Genomic DNA, 19,005 nt, shown 5'->3' on the forward strand with positions numbered 1-19,005 from the left:
GTAATCGCGGTAATTAAAAGGTTAAGAAAATAAATCCGCCCATCGTAATGATGGAGGCAATAATACTCAGCGCCATCGTCGAGGCCATTTCCTGCTCGCCGGTTTTATACTGCATAGCAATAATTATCGCGATGGAGCCTACCGGGATAGCCATCGTCAATACGACTTCCTTTATTTGCTCCATGCTGAAGCCCATTTTTAATAAAATGAGATAGCAGGCGCCGGGGACCAGAATATTGCGGGCGATAACGGTGACAATGGTAGCGGTGGTGATAACAATGCTGCGCGTATAGAGCACGATCCCGGCGGCAAACAGCGCCAGCCCGCCAGAGGCTTTGCCCAGCAGACCCAGCGACATCGAGATAGTCTGCGGAATATGGATATCCGCCAGCACGATGATCAGGGCGATCACCGGCGACCAGACCACGGGTTGTTTAATGGCGTTCACCACCCGTGCGCCAAAGGAAATATGCTGGCTCTTATCGCCGGTGGCGACCGACATCAGTATCATCACCAGCGGCAGCTGGAAGACGTTTTGCGTGATGCTGGACACGGTGATCAGCGACGCGCTGACGGTGCCAAATAAAAAGGCCAGCACTGAGGTGCCGATAAACGGGACTGCCGGCGAGCCGATGGCCAGCGCCTGCAGCGTACTGAGGGCGAGGTCGCGTCGAAACAGATAGCGGGCGACCAGTAAGGGAATGACGAAGCTGAGAATCAGCGCCAGGATGATAGCCACGGCGACCGGGCCCATGGTCATGACGATGTGTCGCGGCGTCATCACCATATTGCTGAAAATACTTAGCGGCAATGCGTAGAGCATCACAATTTTATTGATGTCTCCCGCCTGCTGCCAATTAAAGTCTTTTCGTTTACCGCTAATATAGCCGATGATGACGGTAATGATGACCGGTAATATAGCGCCTGAAATTAATAGAATATTGTTCTGTGTCATGGTGATATATTCTCATTATAAATTATCTTCGGTTCAGAAATGTGTTTTGCCGTGGGTGGTGAGATAAATAAATCCTTTTGAAGTATGCGTTCCGGTGATTTTTGAGCGTATTGATAGCGATATTTATTCGCTAAAAAAGGGCGCAGGGGAAATGCAAAAACCGTTTATTCAATGAGTAAATATCATGCCAATGAAATTTAAGCAGATTCAGGCATTTATTACCGTCGCCCGCGAAGGCAATATGACCCTGGCCGCAGAGAAAATGGGGATCACCCAGTCGGGACTGAGCCGACTGCTATTGAGCCTGGAAGCGGACCTGAGCGCATCCTTATTCGAACGACATAAGCACGGCATGGCGTTGAGCGAATATGGCAGCGCCTTTTTACCCTACGCGCTGACGATGCTGAATACCGAACAAAAGGCGCGCGAGGAAATTGAGCTCATCCGCGGCGCCGGGAAAGGCATTCTGCGGATTGGCTGCGTTTCCAGTCTGCTGACCAGCCATTTCATCGATAAGCTGGCGGCTTTCCATCAGCACCATCCCCAGATCCATCTGCGGATCGTCGACCGCATTGACTCCGAGCTGTATAAGCTGTTGCTGATGCACGACATCGATATCGCCCTCTGCGGTCCCTTACCGCATGATGAGAAAATCGTGGTGCGGGGCAAAATTAACTGGCAGGACCGGATCTGCATCGTCGCCAGGCAGCACCACCCGCTGCATCAGGCGGCGGACGTCACCCTGGAGGCGATGCTGGACTATCCGTGGATCATGCCGCCGCCGTCTAGTACGCCAATGAACATCCTGGCGGATATCTTTCGCGCCCGGCAGTTGCCCTGTCCGCAACCGGTTATTGAGTGCGCCTCATCCTCGGCCATTAAGGCCTTTCTGTGCGAGAGCGATCTGTTAACGTCAATGCCGGCCCCGGTTTACCGACACGAAGAAGCGCTTGGCCTGCTGCGCCCGTTTGAGCTCGAGGGCAGCGTTTTTATTCGGGATTTCTATGCCTACAGCCATTTCGGGGTTCTGTCCGGGGCAGCCCTGCAGTTGATTCAGCATCTGAAGCAGTGAGTCTGGTCGGGTATGGATATTAAGGTGTATGATAAATGCATCTTAAAAAAGACGAAAGGCAGGGAGATGGGGAAGCGTATCGAACGGGAAAAAATGACGATTCAGCGGATGATTGCCTTCTACCAGCGGCGCTGTCCCGAGGCGCAGGCCGATAATGCGCACTATCAGGCGCTGAACGCCTACGCTGACAAGCGCCTTGATAAGTGCGTGTTTGGCGAGAACAAACCGGCCTGCAAGCAGTGTCCGGTGCATTGCTACCAGCCGGCGAAGCGCGAGGAGATGAAGCAGATTATGCGCTGGGCCGGGCCGCGGATGCTCTGGCGCCACCCGATCCTCACTATTCGCCATCTGCTGGACGACAGGCGCCCGGTGCCGCCGCTGCCGGAAAAATATCGACCGAAAAAATAGCGGCTTTCCCTGGTCAGCGCTGCGCAGCCGGGCGACAAGTCGTGCTCTTGTAGCCCCGGCAAGGCGTTAGCCGCCACCGGGGATAATTGCTGAAGTTTTCTGTTTCTGACTATCGCGGATCGTGCTTGCGACAAAGGCGACCACAAACAGCGCGGTAAACAGCACCACGATAGTCGGCGCTGGCGCGCTGTCGAGATAAAACGCCAGCCACACCCCTCCCGCCGAGCAGCCGATGGCCACCGCTACCGCCAGCAGCAGGGCGTGGATAAAGCGTCTCACCAGCAGAAGCGCGATCGCCCCGGGGGCAATCAGCAGCGAAATCGACAGAATAATCCCCACCGACTGCAGCGTCGCGACGATGGTCAGGGCGATCATGCACAGCAGGCCGTAGTGCAGCAGTCCGCCGCGCAGGCCGCTGGCTTTAGCCTGCGTTGGATCGAAGGCGTGCAGCAAAAAATCCCGCCATTTGAGACCGATAATCAACGCAATCACCAGCGCGATCGCCGTCGTTTGCCCAATATCGCGGAGGGATATTCCCAGCATATCGCCGAACAGAATATGGTCGAGATGAACATCGGACTGGATCGCTACGTACAGCACCAGTCCGGCGCCAAACATGCCGGAGAAGACAATCCCCATGATGGTATCGCGCTTGAGTCGGCTGTTATCGTCGAGAAAACCGGTCGTCACGGCGCACAGCAGACCGGCGATAAACGCGCCGATGGCGAAGGGGATGCCGATAATGTAGGCCAGCACCACGCCCGGAAAGACCGCGTGGCTCATGGCGTCGCCCATCAGCGCCCAGCCTTTGAGCACCAGAAACACCGACAGCAGCGCGCAGGGAATGGCGACGACGATCGATATCGCTATCGCATTGACCATAAAAGGAAACTGGAACGGGGCCAGGAACAGGTTCAGCATGCGGCCTCCCTGGCGCGGCGGCGGCTGGCCAGCAGGCCGTGCTTCGGCGCGAAGATAAAGGTGATGAGGAACAGCAGCGTTTGCGCGACCACGATAATGCCGCCGGTGGCGCCGTCGAGATAGTAGCTGAGCCAGGCGCCGAAGAAACTGGTCAGGCTGCCGATAGCCACGGCGATGGCCAGCAGGCGCGGGAAGCGATCGGTTAACAGCCACGCGGTGGCCCCGGGAGTGACCACCAGGCAGATGACCAGAAAGGCGCCGACGGTCTGCAGCGCCGCCACGGTGCAGGCGGCCAGCAGGGTAAAGAACAGCAGCTTCAGGCCGCGGGTGTTCAGGCCAATCGAGCGGGCGTGGTGTTCATCAAAGAAGGTCACCATCAGGTCTTTCCACTTCAGCAGCAGAATCGCCATTGAGATAAAGCCGATCGCCGCCAGCTGGATAATATCCTCCGGGGCGATGGCCAGAATATTGCCGAGGATGATGGTCTGGATATTCACCGACGTCGGATTCAGCGACACCATAAACAGCCCGATCCCGAAGAAGGAGGAGAAGATCAGCCCGATAATGGCATCCTCTTTTAGCCGCGAGCGCTGTTGCAAAAACAGCATGCTGCCCGCCGCCAGGCCGCCGGAGAGAAACGCGCCGAGCGCGAAGGGCAGGCCGAGCATATAGGCCCCGGCGACGCCGGGTACAATCGAGTGGGAGAGGGCGTCGCCAATCAGCGACCAGCCTTTGAGCATCAGGTAGCAGGAGAGAAAGGCGCAGACGCCGCCCACCAGCGCCGACACCCACATCGCATTGAGCATATAGTAATAGCCAAACGGCTCCAGCAGCCAGCTCATCGTGGGCCTCCCGCCGCGCGCCGGCTGATAAACGGCCGCTCGTCATCGGTGATAATTTGCGCTTCCGCGCCGGTCAGCGCGACGTGGCGCAGCACGCCGCTGAAAGCCCGCTCCAGATTCTCGGCAGTGAAGGTGGTTTCTGTCGGGCCGCTGGCCAGCACGGTGCCTTTCACCATCACCGTATAATCACAAAATTCACTCACTGACCCGAGGTTATGGGTGGAGACCAGCATGGTACAGCCCTCATCGCGGAGCTCGCGCAGCAGGCTGATGATCCGCGCTTCGGTCTGCACATCGACGCCGGTGAAAGGTTCATCCAGCAGGATCACCTGACCCTGCTGAGCGATGGCGCGGGCCAGAAAGACGCGCTTTTTCTGCCCGCCGGAGAGCTCGCCAATCTGCCGATGGCGGAACTCGCTCATGCCCACGCGGGCCAGCGCGGCATCGACAATCTCGCGATCGCGCGGCTTTGCCCGCCGCAGCCAGCCCATATGGCCGTAGCGGCCCATCATCACCACATCCTCCACCAGCACCGGGAAGGACCAGTCCACCTCTTCCGACTGCGGGACATAGGCGACCAGGTTTTGGCGCAGTGCGCGGTTGACCGGCTGGCCGAGTATGGCGATCTCGCCGTGACCAACGCGGACAAAGCCCATCAGCGCTTTAAACAGCGTGGATTTACCCGAGCCGTTAACCCCCACCAGCGCGGCAATGGAGCCGCGCGGCACGCTGAACGAGGCGTCGCGCAGGGCAGTGTGGCCGTTGCGCCAGGTGACGGTGAGCTGGTCGACATACAGTCCCGCTTGCGCTGCATTCATGGCTGCTTCCTCATCCCGTCCTGGATACCGTTGACGATGGTTTCGGTGGTGACGCGCAGCAGGTCGAGCCAGGTCGGCACCGGGCCGTCGGCGGCGCTCAGCGAATCGACATACAGCACGCCGCCGTAGTGGGCCCCGGCTTCCCGCGCCACCTGACGCGCCGGTTTATCGGAGATGGTGCTTTCGCTGAAGATGGTCGGGATGCGTTCTTTCTTCATGGTGTCGATAACCTTGCGCACCTGTTGCGGGGTGCCCTGCTGGTCGGCATTGATCGGCCACAGATACAGTTCGCGCAGGCCATAGTCGCGGGCCAGATAGGAGAAGGCTCCCTCGCTGGTGACCAGCCAGCGCTTATCCGCCGGCAGCTGCGCCAGTCTGGCCTGCAGCGGCGCCATCGTCTGACGGATCTTCTCTTTGTAGGCCTCGGCGTTACGGCGATAGGTGTCGGCGTGAGGCGGATCGTACTTCACCAGCGCATCGCGAATGTTATCGACATAGATCAGGGCGTTATCTGCCGACATCCAGGCATGGGGATTGGGCTTCCCGCTATAGGGGCCCGCGCTGATGCCCATCGGCTGGATCCCCTCGCTGACCACCACCTCCGGAACGCCCTGTAAGTGCTGATAAAAACGGGCAAACCACCGTTCGAGATTAAGCCCATTGCTGAGGATCAGCTGCGCCCCCTGCGCGCGTTTGATATCGCCGGGCGTGGGCTGGTAATCATGGATCTCCGCGCCCGGTTTAGTAATGGAGCTGACGACGGCGGCGTCGCCGGCCACGTTCTGCGCCATATCGGCGATAACCGTGAAGGTGGTGATAACCCTGAATTTCTCCTGCGCCGAGGCCGGCGTCGCGGCCAGCAGAGCCAGCGCGCTGGCCAGCAGCAATGATTTCAGCGGTGTCAGGTGTAGCATAGGATCCCTCGCAATGGTGTGGTTAATTTCCCAGCGTTTATAGCCATTGCTATGTTATATAGCACAAGCTATTTATAAATGAAAATAATTCTTATTTACATGCGTGGGTAATAATGAGCCCGGAAACGAAAGCGCGAAAAGGGGAGGTAAGTCTGGCCCGGCGCCAACCGGGCGAAGATCAAGAGATATCGGCGACCGACTGGCGCGGGATCAGGCGGCCAGCCAGCGAGCGGCCCTCGGCGGTGAAGGTTGGCCGGTCGTCAATCAGGCTGCGAATACGCTGAATACAGTTATCCAGCAGCGCCTCCAGTGGCCAGGAGATGCAGGTCAGCGGCGGGTAGAGCAGCGAGGCGAGCGGGGAATCCTCAAGGCTCAGCAGGGAGACCTCCTGCGGGACGGCGATGGTGAATTCGCGCAGCAGACGCATCGCCTCAGCCGCGTAGCGGTCGCGTTTAACGATAATGACTGAGTATTTACTGAAGCTGTTAATTAAGGTCAGCAGCGCCTGCTCGACGTCATCGTTGGCCGTCAGCACCAGCTGACGGTTAAAAGGAATGGAGTAGTTCTGCAGGACGTTGCGGTAGCCTTCCAGCATCTGACGGCTGGCATCGTCGCTATCGCTGTCCACCAGCAGGGCGATGTTGCGGTGTCCCTTGCCAATCACATAGCGGCAGGCGCTTTCGGTGGCAAAGGCGAAGTCATAGCCCTGGCTGTTGCTCCCGGCGACGCCGAAGCGGTCAAAGGCGATAACGTTGCGCGGCGCGTCGGCGGCAACGGCGCCCAGCACCACCACCGCCACGCACTGGCGCTGCAGATCGTCGATTACCGCCGCCTGCTCTACCGGGTCGCTGACGTACTGGACCAGCAGGCTTTTATTCAGCCCTTTCAGCGCCTGAGAGAGCAGCGGCAGCAGACGTGCGCCGTGGCTTTCGTCCTGCGCGGAAATCACCAGACCAACGTGGCTGGATGTCTGACTGGCGAGGTTTTGCGCGGCAAAGCTCGGGCGATAGTTGAGTTCTTCAACGGCCCGCAGCACAGCTTCCCGGCTCTCTTCGCGCACGCCCCGGGTGCCGGTCAGCACGCGGGATACCGTCGCTCTTGAGACATTCGCTAATCTTGAAACATCATCAATCGTTGGCATGGCTTTTTCTGTCTGAACATTTTCGCCTAGCTTAACATACCTGCTGAAAAAAGTGTCTACCGCGGCCCTTGCGCGGCGCCGGGAAGCCGGGGCAGCCAGGCCGCGCCGCGCACGCCGCTGGCGTCGCCGAAACGGGCCGGTTTGATCTGCGTGCGGCAGGTGTCGGAGAAGATCCACGGCACGATGGCGGCAGGCAGATCGCGATAGATCTGGCTGACGTTGGACAGACCGCCGCCCAGCACAATCACCTGCGGGTCGAGAATATTGATCACCGACGCCAGGCTGCGGGCAAAGGCATCGATAAAGTGTCGCCAGTGGGCCAGCGCGCGCGGATCGCCGTTTTGCGCCGCGGCGACAATGGCTTCCGCACGGGCTTGTTCCCCATAGCGGCGGGCGAAGCCGGTACCGGAGAGAAAGCTTTCGTTGCAGTTCGTTTTGCCGCAGTAGCAGGGCTGCGGCGGGCCATCGCGCTCAGGAGTATAGCCCGGCAGCGGATTATGCCCCCACTCCCCGGCGATAGCGTTGGGGCCGCTGAGCAGCTGTTGATGAACGGCGATCCCGCCGCCGCAGCCGGTACCGATAATCACCCCGAAGACGGTGGTAGCTCCGGCGCCGGCGCCATCCACCGCCTCCGAAAGGGTGAAGCAGTCGGCATCGTTTGCCATCCACACCGGCTGGCCAAGCTGCTGCATGATATCCCGGCGCAGATCGTGACCGTTGAGCACCAGGCAGTTGCAGTTTTTAATGCGTCCGCTTTGCGGATCGATAGCCCCGGGCAGGCCGATCCCCAGGGTGAACGGCTGCGGGCTGACCGCGCGAATATCGGCAATCAGGGTCAGCAGCTGACGCATAAAGGCGTCATAGCTCTCTTTGTGGGTCGGCCGGCGCAGGCGCTGGACGCATTCGCCCGCCGGGTCCAGCAGTACGGCTTCCATTTTGGTGCCGCCAATATCTATTCCAAGATGTAACATAGTGACCTCGGGGAATCAGGCCCGGCCAGCGCGTCTGGCCGGGCAAGGCGCTAGGCGTGAAGCGGCTGCGCGCGGTAAATCGCAATCAGTTCGGCAATCAGCTCTTTCGCCAGAATGGATGTCATCAGGTGATCCTGAGCATGGACCATTACCAGCGTCATTTTGGTTTTTCCCTCGCCTTCGTCAGCTTCGATAAGCTGGGTCTGTACAAGGTGAGCTTCGCGGGAATAGTGCGCCGCTTCCTGCATTTTGGCGTCGGCGGTGGCGAAATCACCCGCTTTAGCGGCGTGCAGCGCTTCGTAGCACAGGCTACGTGACTGGCCGGCATTGATGATGATCCCCATCACCTGTTCTTCTAATTCCATGATTATCCTCTGAATCGTTAGCGTTAAGCGGTTTGCGCCGCGTTGTCAGCCTGGCCGACGGCGTTTTCACGCTCCTGGGCCAGCAGCTGTTTTTCGTAAGCTTTGAGAAATGGCAGGTACATCACCATGGCGGTGGCCATACAAATGAGGCACAGGATCACCGGGCTAAAGCTCCAGTTCGCCGCCCACGAGGCGCCGATAGGCGCCGGCGTTGTCCATGGCGTCATCGACACTACGCGGCTGACCAGGTCCAGCTTCAGCGCGAAGTACGCCAGGGTCGCGTTCACCATCGGCACCAGCACGAACGGCAGGAAAAACAGCGGGTTCATGATGATCGGCGCGCCGAAGAGGATCGGTTCGTTAATATTGAATACCCCAGGCACGACCCCCATCCGGCCGATCGTCCGCAGATGCACGGCCTTGCTGCGCAGCAACATCAGCGCCAGCGGCAGGGTGGAGCCGACGCCGCCGATCAGCAGATAGTGATCCCAGAAGCCCTGGACATAGATGTGCGGGATAGCGGTGCCAGCGGCCATGGCCGCCTGATTGACCGACAGGTTGGCCATCCAGAACGGGTTCATGATCCCGGTGACGATCAGCGCGCCGTGGATCCCGGCGAACCACAGCACCTGACAGACCAGCACCGACAGCAGGATCGCCGGCAGCGTATCGGAAGCCGCGACCAGCGGCTTCACCAGCGACATGATCGCTTCCGGAATGATCATCCCCAGCTGGGCTTCGATAAACAGGTTCAGCGGATGCAGCGTCAGAATGATCGCCAGCACCGGGATCAGGATTTCAAACGAGCGCGCCACCCCGGCAGGCACTTCCGGCGGCAGGCGAATGGTGATGTTATGCCGTTTGAGGAAGGCGTACAGCTCGGTGGAATAGATGGCCACCAGAATGGCGGTAAAGATCCCCTGACCGGAGAAGTAGGCAGTAGAGATCTGGCCATCTTTCAGCGGCGCGGCTACCAGCAGAAACGACATCAGCGACAGCATCCCGGCGGTCAGCGAGTCCAGATGATGGTGTTTGGCGAGGCTGGCGGCGATCCCGACGGCGATAAACAGGGTCATCACCCCCATGCTGAAGTTGAACGGCAGCATCAGCGCATCGCGATGATCGAGCGAAAATTGCAGCCAGGCGCGGGCGAATCCCCAGGTGGTGTCGGGTGAGAAGGGGGGAAAGATAAACACCAGCAGGAACGAGCCGACGATCATAAAGGGCAGGGCAGTGATAAAGCCATCGCGGATCGAGGTGACATATTTTTGCTGGCCGATCGCGCCGGCCAGCGGCGTGATCTGCCGTTCGATCACGTCGATCAGTTTAGCGTACAGAGAGCTCATGATCTTTCCTTAGTTCTTGTTTTCGATAAGGGAAAGGGCGAAATCAAGGACCGCGGCGCCTTTTTGCATGCCGTAGTCCATCATATTGATGGGTTCGACGCGGATACCGTATTTATCCGCCTGTTTTTGCAGATCCTGCTGCATGTATTTCACCTGCGGCCCCAACAGCACCACCTGATAATGGCCGACCTGTTCGGCGAACTCCGCTACGCCATAGGCGTTGATCTCTACCGGCAGGCCCCGCTGTTCGGCTTCCGCAATCATTTTTTTCATCAGCAGGCTGGTGGACATGCCTGCTGAACAACACAACATAATTTTTTTCATAATTACCGCTCCTGATGAGGTTGGATGAGCGGACTATAGTCAAAATGGATGCATTACGGAAAGCGCTTTCCGTTTGTGGATTTATTAATTGTGACCATGATCACCTATGGCAGGCTTTCACTTTCCGGTGTTGTGGGCGATCATCCCGGCGAGACAACCATTCGCAAAGGTAGGAGTATGAACATTCAGTTAATGAATGTGGCCGTGGACATCATCGAGCAGCGGCTGGCGCCGCTGGCGAACGTTCTGACGCGCAACAACCACATTACGGCGATGCGCGATAGCTTTGCGCTGGCTATGCCCTTTGTGATCGTTGGCAGCCTGTTAGTTCCCATTTTGTTTCCGCCCGTTTCCATCGACGGCGCCTCGCGTTTCGGCCAGGTCTATTTGCTGCTGCGGCCTATCCTGCTGCCGACCTTTCAGCTAACTATTGGCCTGGTGGCGCTGATTGTCGCCTTCGGCGCCAGCGCCAGTCTCGCCAAGCAGTACCGTCTGCCGGAACGGCTCTGCGGTTTAACCGGGTGTCTGGCTTTTCTGCTGTTTATCGGCTTTCGCGAGACTGCGGTGAGCAATGTTTATCTCGGCGGTATGGGGATATTTACCGCCCTGATATCCAGCACCTATTCCATTGAGATAATTCGCTTTTTCTACAAAAAAGGCTGGTGCATTCGCTTGCCTGATGAAGTGCCGCTGATGACCCGCAATGGCTTTCAACTGCTGATCCCGCTGCTGGTGGTGATGCTGTCGATAAGCGTGATGAATGCCATACTGCTGCAGACCACCGGACGCATCGTACCGGAGTTGATCAGCGAAGCGGTGCGGCCGCTGGTGCTGGCGTCCGACACGCTGATGGCGGTACTTATCTCTTTATTTATCTGTAACTTACTCTGGTTTATCGGTATCCACGGCGCGCTGATCATCACCGGGATCATGAACCCCTTCTGGATGACCTATCTGTTTGAAAATCAGCAGGCGCTGGCGGCGGGTTCGCCAACGCTGCCGCATATTTATCTGCAGGGGTTCTGGGATTTTTACCTGCTGATCGGCGGTATTGGCTCCACTTTGCCGCTGGTGCTGATGGCGATGCGCAGCCGCTCGCGGCAGCTGAAAAGCGTGGCCAAGATTGGCCTGCTGCCGTCGCTGTTTAATATCAACGAGCCGATACTGTTTGGTTTTCCGGTGATCATGAACCCGGTTTTTTTACTGCCGTTTCTCTTTGTTCCGCTGATAAATGCCTGTATCGCATGGTATTTAACTCAGCTGGGTATCCTCGACCGCGCGGTGGCGATGCTGCCATGGTCGATGCCTTCCCCGCTGGGGGCAGCATGGTCGGCGAACGGCAGCTGGAAAAATTTGTGCATGAGCCTGTTCGCGATGTTTAACGCCTGGATGCTCTATCGCCCCTTCTTCAAAGTGTACGAACGTCAGCTCGCGGAAACCGAACGCTGATCCTCTCGCCGTCGGCGGCTTATCCTCCGGCGGCACCTGCTCATCTCCTCCTCCTTCCGCTCCACTGCCGGCGCCCGGCGGCATTCTTGTAATTTTATGTGATCAGTCTCACGAATATATTCGCCGCAGAGCTAATTTTGTGAACCAGATAGGCAATTATGGAAAGCGCTTTCCGTAAGTGGATGTACATTTCCGTTTTTGATCCGTAAATTTCCCCTCCGTTATCGGTTCGTGTTAACAAACATAACGTGGGAAAAAAATAATGATAAAGCTGAAACACTCAATACCTCTGGCTCTCCTCTCGCTGGCAGGGGCCAGCAGCCCGGCCTGCGCCGATCCGAAGTATGATTTTGCGCTGCATGGCTATATCCGCTCCGGGATCCTGGCGAACTCCGATGGCAACCGCGCGGACTCCGTCGGCCTGATGCCGGACGGTAAGTGGCGACTGGGCAACGAAGAAGACACCAAGATCGAACTGATCCCCACCGTGACGCTGACGGCGGACAGCGGCGTGGTGGCGAAAGTGCAGGCCAACCTCACTCACCAGTCGAAATGCACCTCCGACTGGAACTGTCAGGATGACGATGGCCATGACGTACAGTTTCGTGAAGGGTTCGCCGAGCTGAGCAATCTGGATTTTGCGCCGGAGATGACCTTCTGGGCCGGTAAGCGCTATAGCAGCTCCAACACCTCCAGCCATCAGTTCGACTGGGAGTACATTCAGTACAACGGCACCGGAGGCGGCTTCGACAACATGGATCTCGGCTTCGCCCGCTTCGACGCCGGGGTGTACGCCTTTTCACCCACCGATGAAACCAAAGCCTACCCGGTGGATAAGGGAGATCAGGGCTACCCGGATGACTATTCTCTCAACCTGTGGCTGAAAAAGATCGCGGGGACAGGCTTCGATCTGGAGCTGATCGGCCACCACATGAACCGTAACGAAAACCATCCGACTTCCGCCGAGAAGGGCTATGGCGTGACCGGTATTTATAACTTTGACGGCTTCTATGGTCTGACCGGAGGCTACTCCCGCCTCGCATTGCAGTACGGGAAAGGGCTGGCGGCGGGTGACTCGCTGGGTAAAAACGGCTGGGGCTGGGCCAATCTGGAAAACACCCAGTCCTGGCGAGTGGTGCTGGATAGCGTGGCCTCGATGGGCGACCTGGAGATCTCGACCTTCGCTTTCTGGCAGAAAGATAAAAACTACCGCTGGTGGACGGAAGATGAAAATGGCTGGGGACGCTCGATGTGGGTCGCTGGTATCCGCCCTTATCATCAGATCACCCGCAACTTTGCCATGCAGTACGAGCTGGGCTACGAATACCTGGATGACAAAAACTACAAAGGAGTAAACGGCAAAGGCAAAGGCGGCCTGACCAAAGTCACCGTTGCGCCAACGCTGACCTTTGACTCCGGTTTCTGGGCGCGTCCGCAGCTGCGCTTCTTCGTCACCTACGCGAAGTGGGATAAAGGTGTCTCCGATGCATTAGACGGTAACTACAACTGGGATACCAATACCATCACCGCCGGCGGGTATTCCCGCAGTGGCTCTACCGACACCGTTAACTTCGGCGTACAGGCCGAGGTCTGGTTCTAAGGAGAGACAACGATGAAGCCGATGAAAAACCTGCTGCTGATGGGGCTGCTGTCCGCGCTGGCGGCCGGCGGGGCGCTGGCCGCCGAGCGCTCGCACTTTACGCACTTTATCACTCGCGACGGCGCCACCCTCAAGGACGGCGACAAGGTGTTTCGTTTCGCCGGGATCCACGCGCCGGAGCTGCACCGCATTGAAGACGACGCCCGCGGCCCCTGCAGGGCAGACCCGCGCGGCTGGGGGCAATACTTTAAATGGCCAACGGCCCAGGAGCAGCAAAACTGGATCCAGGCGATGGTGCAAACCGGGGCGAAAGCCCAGCGCGTCTACGTGCTGTCGGTGCAGCAGGAATTTGATAAGGCCTGCGGGCGCGAGACCCATATTCTGGCGCCGGAAACGGCGGACGGCATGCCGCGGCTGAATGAGAAAGCCATGCGGGTGTATGACAACATGATTGCCGAAGCGGATAAACAGGGATTGCGTCTGATCCTGCCGTTTATCGACCACTGGTGGTGGTGGGGCGGGCGCGAGCAGCTGGCGGCGTTCTATCATGAAAAAGCGGAAGACTTTTATCGGACCGATAGCAAGACCTTCAAAGCCTATCTGGATGTGATCCGCCAGGTTATCATCCGGACAAATACCGTCACCGGCCGCGCCTATTATGATGAAAAGGCGATCATGGCCTGGGAAACCGGTAACGAACTGGAGGATACCAACGCCGATTTCCTGCATCAGACCGCGGCGTGGATTAAAAAGTGGGCCCCTCATCAGCTGGTTGTGGATGGCACCTATAAGAAAATTAATCCGTTTGCGTTGACCGACCCCAATGTGGATATCGTCAGCAATCACTATTACACCAATGCCGATAATAACCATCCCGGGCAGGTGACGCAGGATCTGCGCGCCGTCGGCGGACAAAAAGTCTATCTCGTCGGCGAGTTTGGCCTGCTGCCGGCGGATCAACTGAACGCCATTATGCAGTCGATTGTTCACAGCGAGGTCAACGGGGCGCAAGCCGCCGGCGGGCTTATCTGGGGCTTCCGCGGCCATCGTCACGACGGCGGCTTCTACTGGCATAAGGAGTCGACCGGGCACTACAGCTACCACCTGCCGGGGTTTGCCAAAGAAGGCGAAGCGAACCAGGAGCAGGGGGTGGTCGATCTGGTGCGCACCGCCGCGGCGCAGATGGCCGGGCAGCAGACGATGGCGCCGCTGCCGAAGCCGGACGCGCCTTTGCTGCGCGAGAGCACCTCGCCCTTCGCGATCAACTGGATGGGCGCTGCGGTAGGTCGCAGCTACGATGTCGAACGCGCCGCCTCACCGACCGGGCCGTGGACGGTGGTGGGCCGGGATATCTCCGATGGCGTTAACGAATGGAATCCGGAAACCATGGTTCTGTTCCGCGACGATTATCGTCAGCTTCAGCTCGGGCACACGTATTACTACCGGGTGACGGCGAAAAACGAGAGTGGTCGTTCGGCCCCTTCCAATGTGATTAGCGTGCAGCATAGCGAGGAGAATCAGCCGCCGGTTGTCACGCTGGAACCGGCCCTAACCACCACGCAGGACCAGGGCGTCGAGCTTACGGCCAGCTGGCAGGACGATGGCCTGCCGTCGCGAGAGGTTAAGGTGGGCTGGCAGCACGCCGGCGATGGCCAGGTGCATTTCTGCCATGCCGATCGGGTTCAAACCCGGGCCTGGTTTACGGCGCCAGGTACCTATGCGCTGACGTTCACGGCGGACGATGGGCTGTTGAAAAGCAGCAAAACCGTGACCGTGACGGTGGGCGAGGCGGCGGGGAAAGCGCCAGCGGATTTCTGTCGTTATCACGGCGAAGTTTATGGCGTGGCTGAGGGGCGGCTGACGGTGATGAAGAGTGATAAAGACGCGCTGACAGTTGGTGAGGACGGCTTCCTCGGCCCATTTGCCAACGAGGGGGATAAGGTCAGCTGGCAGGTGCAGGCGCCGTGGAGCGGTCAGTTCCTGCTCAATGTAACCTTCAACGGCAAATGGGGCGGTAAGCAGAACTCGTTTGTCGTCAACGGGGGCGCTCCGCAGACCGTGGCCTTCCCGCAGACGGATGAGCAGGGCCAGCAGCTGCGGATACCGGTGACGCTTAAAGCCGGGAGCAATCAGATTGACTTCGGCCGCTTCGCCGGCGACTGGGGCTATATGTTCATTAAATCGATCGAAGTGGTCGCTGAGTAGTACGTTCAGGCTGCGCCAGACGGGCGCAGCCTTTTTTCGAAGGAGAGGTTATGCAGCAGTATCAGTTTCCGCAAGGGTTCCTGTGGGGGGCGGCGGCGTCCGGCCCGCAAACGGAAGGGGTCGCCAATAAGCGCCATCGTTCCATCTGGGACAGTTGGTTTGCCGAACAGCCGGAGCGATTTTATCAGCAGGTAGGGCCGCAGACCGTGTGTGATACTTATCATCAGTATCCGCAGGACGTGGCGCTGATGAAACAGACCGGCTTCAACTCATTTCGTACCTCGATACAGTGGTCACGACTGATCGCTGATTTGGAAACCGGCGCGCCGGACCCGGACGCGGTGCGTTTTTATCACGCCTATCTGGATGAGATGATCGCTAACGGCATTGAGCCGATGATCAATCTCTACCACTTTGATATGCCGGAAGCGCTGCAGAAACAGTACGGCGGCTTTGAATCGGCGCACGTAGCCGAGCTGTTTGCCCGCTTTGCCCGCACCGCCTTTAGCCTGTTTGGCCATAAGGTTAAATACTGGATAACCTTCAACGAGCCGATTGTGCCGGTTGAGGGAGGCTACCTGTACGACTTCCACTATCCATGTAAGAAAGATGGCCGGCTGGCGGCGCAGGTGGCGTTTAACATTATGCTGGCGCACGCCAAAGCGGTAACGGCTTATCGTGAACTGGCGCTGGCGGGCGAGATCGGCGTGGTGCTCAACCTGACCCCGAGCTATACCCTCACCGACAGCGACGCGGATAAAAAAGCCGCCGGGTATGCCGACCTGTTTTTTAACCGCAGCTTCCTTGACCCGCTGGTAAAACATGAATTCCCCAAAGCGCTGTGCGAGATCCTTGCCGCCCACGACTGCCTGCCGACGACCAGCAAAGACGACGCGGCGTTGATCCTCAGCGCGGATATCGATTTTCTTGGGGTAAACTATTACGTGCCGCGGCGGGTAAAAGCGCGTGAGAGCGAATATGACCTCGATTATTTCACTCCGGAATACTATTTCGAAAACGCGGTGAACCCGCAGGGCCGCTTTAATCCTTATCGTGATAACAACGAGATCCTGCCGCAGGCGATCTATGACATTGCCGCCAATATTCGCGATAACTACGGCAATATTAAGTGGTATCTCGCGGAAATCGGCATCGCGATGGATCGACAATCAGAGGGCGAGCCCGGGGCGGACGGGGTGATAGACGATACTTTCCGCATCCAGCTGATGGAGGAGCATCTGGTGCAGCTGCATCGGGCGATAGCCGACGGCGCGAACTGCTTTGGCGTGCACCAGTGGACGTTTATCGACAACTGGTCGTGGATCAATGCCTTCAAACGACGCTACGGCTTCTGGCGACTGGATCTGGAGACCGGCGAGCGACAGATAAAACGCAATGCGCTGTGGTTTGCCGAACTGGCGACCAGCAACGGTTTTACCAGCGATAAATAGCGCGCTGCGCCAGCGCTCCCTCTCACCGGCGCGGAAAGGGGGAGCGCGCGAGGTTACACCAGTTCGTCTTTATTAATACCCAGCCGCTTCATGCGTGACAGGAGCGTGGTGCGCTTGAGCCCCAGCCGCTGGGCGGCGCCTTTCGGCCCGGCCACCACGCCGTTGCTCTCCTTCAGCACCCGGACGATCAGCTGATATTCATCCTCACCTTCCTCAGGCAGGACCGCCGGCGTCCGCGGGGCTTCCACGATATCCCGCTCCGGCAGGGAGAGCTGCAGTACGTTGCCGCGGGTGAGCAATACCGCCCGTTCGATAACGTTTTCCAGCTCGCGCACGTTGCCCGGCCACTCCATACGCGTCAGAGTGCGCAGGGTTTCCGCCGGAATGCTGTCGATATTGCGCCCCATGCGGCGGGCGATTTTAAAGGTAAACGCCTTCACCAGCAGCGGGATATCGTCGGGACGTTCGCGCAGCGGCGGCAGGTGGATCGGGAACACGTTGAGCCGGTAGTAGAGATCGCTGCGGAATTCCCTGTCGATAACCATCTGCTTGAGATCGCGGTTGGTGGCGGCGATCAATCGAACGTCGGTCTGAATCAGCTTGTTGCTCCCCAGACGTTCGAACTCCTGCTCCTGGAGGACGCGCAGCAGTTTGGGCTGCAGTTCCAGCGGCATATCGCCCACTTCATCGAGGAACAGGGAGCTTTTGTCCGCCAGTTCGAAGCGGCCGATACGCTGGGCGCTGGCCCCGGTGAACGCGCCGCGTTCGTGGCCGAACAGATCGCTCTCCAGCAGCCCGGCGGGCATCGCCGCGCAGTTCATCTTCACCATCCGCCGACCGTTGCGTCCGCTGAGGTTGTGGATAGCGCGGGCGATAAGCTCTTTGCCGGTGCCGGTTTCGCCGAGGATCAGCACGGTGCTGTCGCTCTGCGCCACCATCTCGACCTGCTTGAGCACATTGTTCATCGCCTCGCTGCGGCCGATAATCTCCCCGAATTCGCTCTCGACATTATTGAGCTGCTCGGTGAGCGCGAGGTTCTCATCCACCAGCCGCTCTTTCAGGCGCTGAATTTCGCGGTAGGCGAGGGCGTTATCGATAGCGATCGACACCCGCTCGGCGATCTGCCGCAGCAGCTTGAGATTGGTGGTGGTGAAGACCTGTTCGTCGCACTGCGCCAGCTTAAGCACCCCGAGCAGGGTATTGCCGGACATCAGCGGCAGCAGGCACAGGGTCTGGATCTTATTGCCCCACATCTCGAAGAGCATTTTCTCATACGGCGCGAGAGTGTCATGTTCGTGCAGATTAAGCAGCAGCATCTCTTTGCTTTTGAACACGCGCTCGGTGAGGGTGCCGGCTTCATCCACCTCGCTCTGGTCGTGAACCGGGTGGCTGGCGTCAAGATAATGCGTGGAATAGATGTTGAGCTTCCCCTTGCGGTCGCTGCGCAGCACCACGCTGATGGCGTCGATCCGGAAGTAGCGATGGATCTCTTTCGCCACCTCGCTGACCAGCTCGTCGATATCCAGTCGCGAGAGCACCGCGTTGGTGATCGCCACCAGGATGCGAAAGTTGTCGCGCTCGTGGCACAGCAGATCGTAATCGACGTTATTGCTGACCCGGTTCTGAATCTGTTCGGTGACGACGGCGACGATCTGCGCGAAGGTATGCAGCCGCTGGAACTCTTTCTCGCTCCACGGCCGGTTGTCACGGCGGAGGAATTCGCAGCCGCCGAAGATCCGCCCGTCCGCCGCCAGCGGCAGCAGCGAGTAGTAACCGAACGGACGATACAGTCCGCTGCGGATAAGCTGCGGCCAGGTGTCGGCAAAGGTTTCATGATCGCAATGCAGGGCATCCGGCCGGGAGAGTAAGCGACGCACCGGACCGTGGGCCAGGACGGTTTCATCCTCGTAGCTTACCGGATGGCCGGCCTCATCGCAGGCGTACCTGGCCGCGCGGTGATTACCCGCGTTCCACAGGATGATGGCCGCCTCATCGGCCAGCGCGGACTGTTGCACCAGACGGGTCAGGGTTTCGCTTAGCGCGGCCAGATCGGGCTGCTGTAATAAAAGCCGGGTGATATCGAACAGCCCCTGCTGGCCGAGATCGCTCATCGGTGTATACGACATTGCTTACGTCCAAAACGCGCCGACAACGCGGCGCATAAGAAAATGATGGTACAAATAATAGTATGTTAATAAAGCGGTTATTGCCGCTTTAACCCAT

General features: G+C 58.6%; 17 protein-coding genes. 6 read left to right on the forward strand and 11 right to left on the reverse strand.

What is annotated here, in order from left to right; all coding sequences use genetic code 11:
• Nucleotides 1-13: 13 nt before the first annotated feature.
• Nucleotides 14-955, reverse strand: coding sequence for an AEC family transporter (locus tag OHJ17_RS05405; RefSeq protein WP_004900123.1), 942 nt, complete (start codon nt 953-955; stop codon nt 14-16).
• A gap of 184 nt (nt 956-1,139) precedes the next feature.
• On the opposite strand from OHJ17_RS05405, the gene OHJ17_RS05410 reads away from it, so the two are divergent.
• Both OHJ17_RS05410 and OHJ17_RS05415 read left to right on the forward strand, forming a co-directional pair.
• Nucleotides 1,140-2,027, forward strand: a complete 888-nt coding sequence (locus OHJ17_RS05410; protein ID WP_004181063.1) for a LysR family transcriptional regulator — start codon at nt 1,140-1,142, stop codon at nt 2,025-2,027.
• A 66-nt stretch (nt 2,028-2,093) separates the two neighbouring features.
• Complete coding sequence (locus OHJ17_RS05415) at nt 2,094-2,435, forward strand: nitrous oxide-stimulated promoter family protein (RefSeq protein WP_114505166.1); 342 nt, start codon at nt 2,094-2,096, stop codon at nt 2,433-2,435.
• A 66-nt stretch (nt 2,436-2,501) separates the two neighbouring features.
• On the opposite strand, the gene OHJ17_RS05420 is transcribed toward OHJ17_RS05415, so the two are convergent.
• The 9 genes from OHJ17_RS05420 to OHJ17_RS05460 all read right to left on the reverse strand — a co-directional run bounded on the left by OHJ17_RS05420 (nt 2,502) and on the right by OHJ17_RS05460 (nt 10,077).
• Nucleotides 2,502-3,356 carry a metal ABC transporter permease gene (locus OHJ17_RS05420; protein ID WP_002915035.1) on the reverse strand — a complete coding sequence of 285 codons (855 nt, stop codon included), beginning with the start codon at nt 3,354-3,356 and terminating at the stop codon, nt 2,502-2,504.
• Entirely contained in the window at nt 3,350-4,198 is an 849-nt protein-coding gene (gene sitC / locus OHJ17_RS05425; RefSeq protein WP_004151054.1) for an iron/manganese ABC transporter permease subunit SitC, read from the reverse strand. The genes OHJ17_RS05420 and sitC overlap by 7 nt, the downstream gene beginning before the upstream one ends.
• Nucleotides 4,195-5,016, reverse strand: coding sequence for a manganese/iron ABC transporter ATP-binding protein (locus OHJ17_RS05430; protein ID WP_002915033.1), 822 nt, complete (start codon nt 5,014-5,016; stop codon nt 4,195-4,197). Before OHJ17_RS05430 ends, sitC begins: the two co-directional genes overlap by 4 nt.
• Complete coding sequence (locus OHJ17_RS05435) at nt 5,013-5,930, reverse strand: metal ABC transporter substrate-binding protein (protein WP_002915032.1); 918 nt, start codon at nt 5,928-5,930, stop codon at nt 5,013-5,015. Before OHJ17_RS05435 ends, OHJ17_RS05430 begins: the two co-directional genes overlap by 4 nt.
• A gap of 178 nt (nt 5,931-6,108) precedes the next feature.
• Complete coding sequence (locus tag OHJ17_RS05440) at nt 6,109-7,071, reverse strand: LacI family DNA-binding transcriptional regulator (RefSeq protein WP_002915031.1); 963 nt, start codon at nt 7,069-7,071, stop codon at nt 6,109-6,111.
• A 56-nt stretch (nt 7,072-7,127) separates the two neighbouring features.
• Nucleotides 7,128-8,042 carry an ROK family protein gene (locus tag OHJ17_RS05445; RefSeq protein ID WP_032433482.1) on the reverse strand — a complete coding sequence of 305 codons (915 nt, stop codon included), beginning with the start codon at nt 8,040-8,042 and terminating at the stop codon, nt 7,128-7,130.
• Between the two features lie 50 nt (nt 8,043-8,092).
• Nucleotides 8,093-8,407, reverse strand: a complete 315-nt coding sequence (locus OHJ17_RS05450) for a PTS lactose/cellobiose transporter subunit IIA (protein ID WP_002914983.1) — start codon at nt 8,405-8,407, stop codon at nt 8,093-8,095.
• 23 nt (nt 8,408-8,430) lie between these two features.
• Nucleotides 8,431-9,753 (reverse strand): PTS cellobiose transporter subunit IIC, encoded by a 1,323-nt coding sequence (locus OHJ17_RS05455; RefSeq protein ID WP_004145789.1) that lies wholly within the window; start codon nt 9,751-9,753, stop codon nt 8,431-8,433.
• Nucleotides 9,754-9,762: 9 nt separating this feature from the next.
• On the reverse strand, nt 9,763-10,077 hold the full coding sequence (locus OHJ17_RS05460) for a PTS sugar transporter subunit IIB (protein WP_002914979.1): 315 nt from the start codon (nt 10,075-10,077) through the stop codon (nt 9,763-9,765).
• A gap of 177 nt (nt 10,078-10,254) precedes the next feature.
• Between OHJ17_RS05460 and OHJ17_RS05465 the strand changes: the two genes are divergently transcribed.
• From OHJ17_RS05465 to OHJ17_RS05480, 4 genes are all read left to right on the forward strand, one after another.
• Nucleotides 10,255-11,526 carry a PTS sugar transporter subunit IIC gene (locus OHJ17_RS05465; protein WP_004151052.1) on the forward strand — a complete coding sequence of 424 codons (1,272 nt, stop codon included), beginning with the start codon at nt 10,255-10,257 and terminating at the stop codon, nt 11,524-11,526.
• Nucleotides 11,527-11,788: 262 nt separating this feature from the next.
• Nucleotides 11,789-13,126, forward strand: coding sequence for a maltoporin (locus tag OHJ17_RS05470; RefSeq protein ID WP_002914972.1), 1,338 nt, complete (start codon nt 11,789-11,791; stop codon nt 13,124-13,126).
• A gap of 12 nt (nt 13,127-13,138) precedes the next feature.
• A complete protein-coding gene (locus OHJ17_RS05475; protein WP_032433480.1) occupies nt 13,139-15,331 on the forward strand; it encodes a CBM35 domain-containing protein in 2,193 nt (730 codons plus the stop codon).
• A gap of 50 nt (nt 15,332-15,381) precedes the next feature.
• Nucleotides 15,382-16,782: a glycoside hydrolase family 1 protein gene (locus OHJ17_RS05480; protein ID WP_032425199.1), complete on the forward strand. Its 1,401-nt coding sequence runs from the start codon at nt 15,382-15,384 to the stop codon at nt 16,780-16,782.
• Nucleotides 16,783-16,835: 53 nt separating this feature from the next.
• Here the strand turns inward: OHJ17_RS05480 and flhA are convergent, their stop codons facing one another.
• A complete protein-coding gene (gene flhA / locus OHJ17_RS05485) occupies nt 16,836-18,908 on the reverse strand; it encodes a formate hydrogenlyase transcriptional activator FlhA (protein WP_004185384.1) in 2,073 nt (690 codons plus the stop codon).
• Nucleotides 18,909-19,005 lie beyond the last annotated feature (97 nt).

It is taken from the genome of Klebsiella sp. KP20-425-1, from assembly GCF_025813515.1.
In the GTDB taxonomy this organism is placed as follows: Bacteria; Pseudomonadota; Gammaproteobacteria; order Enterobacterales; family Enterobacteriaceae; genus Klebsiella; species Klebsiella pneumoniae.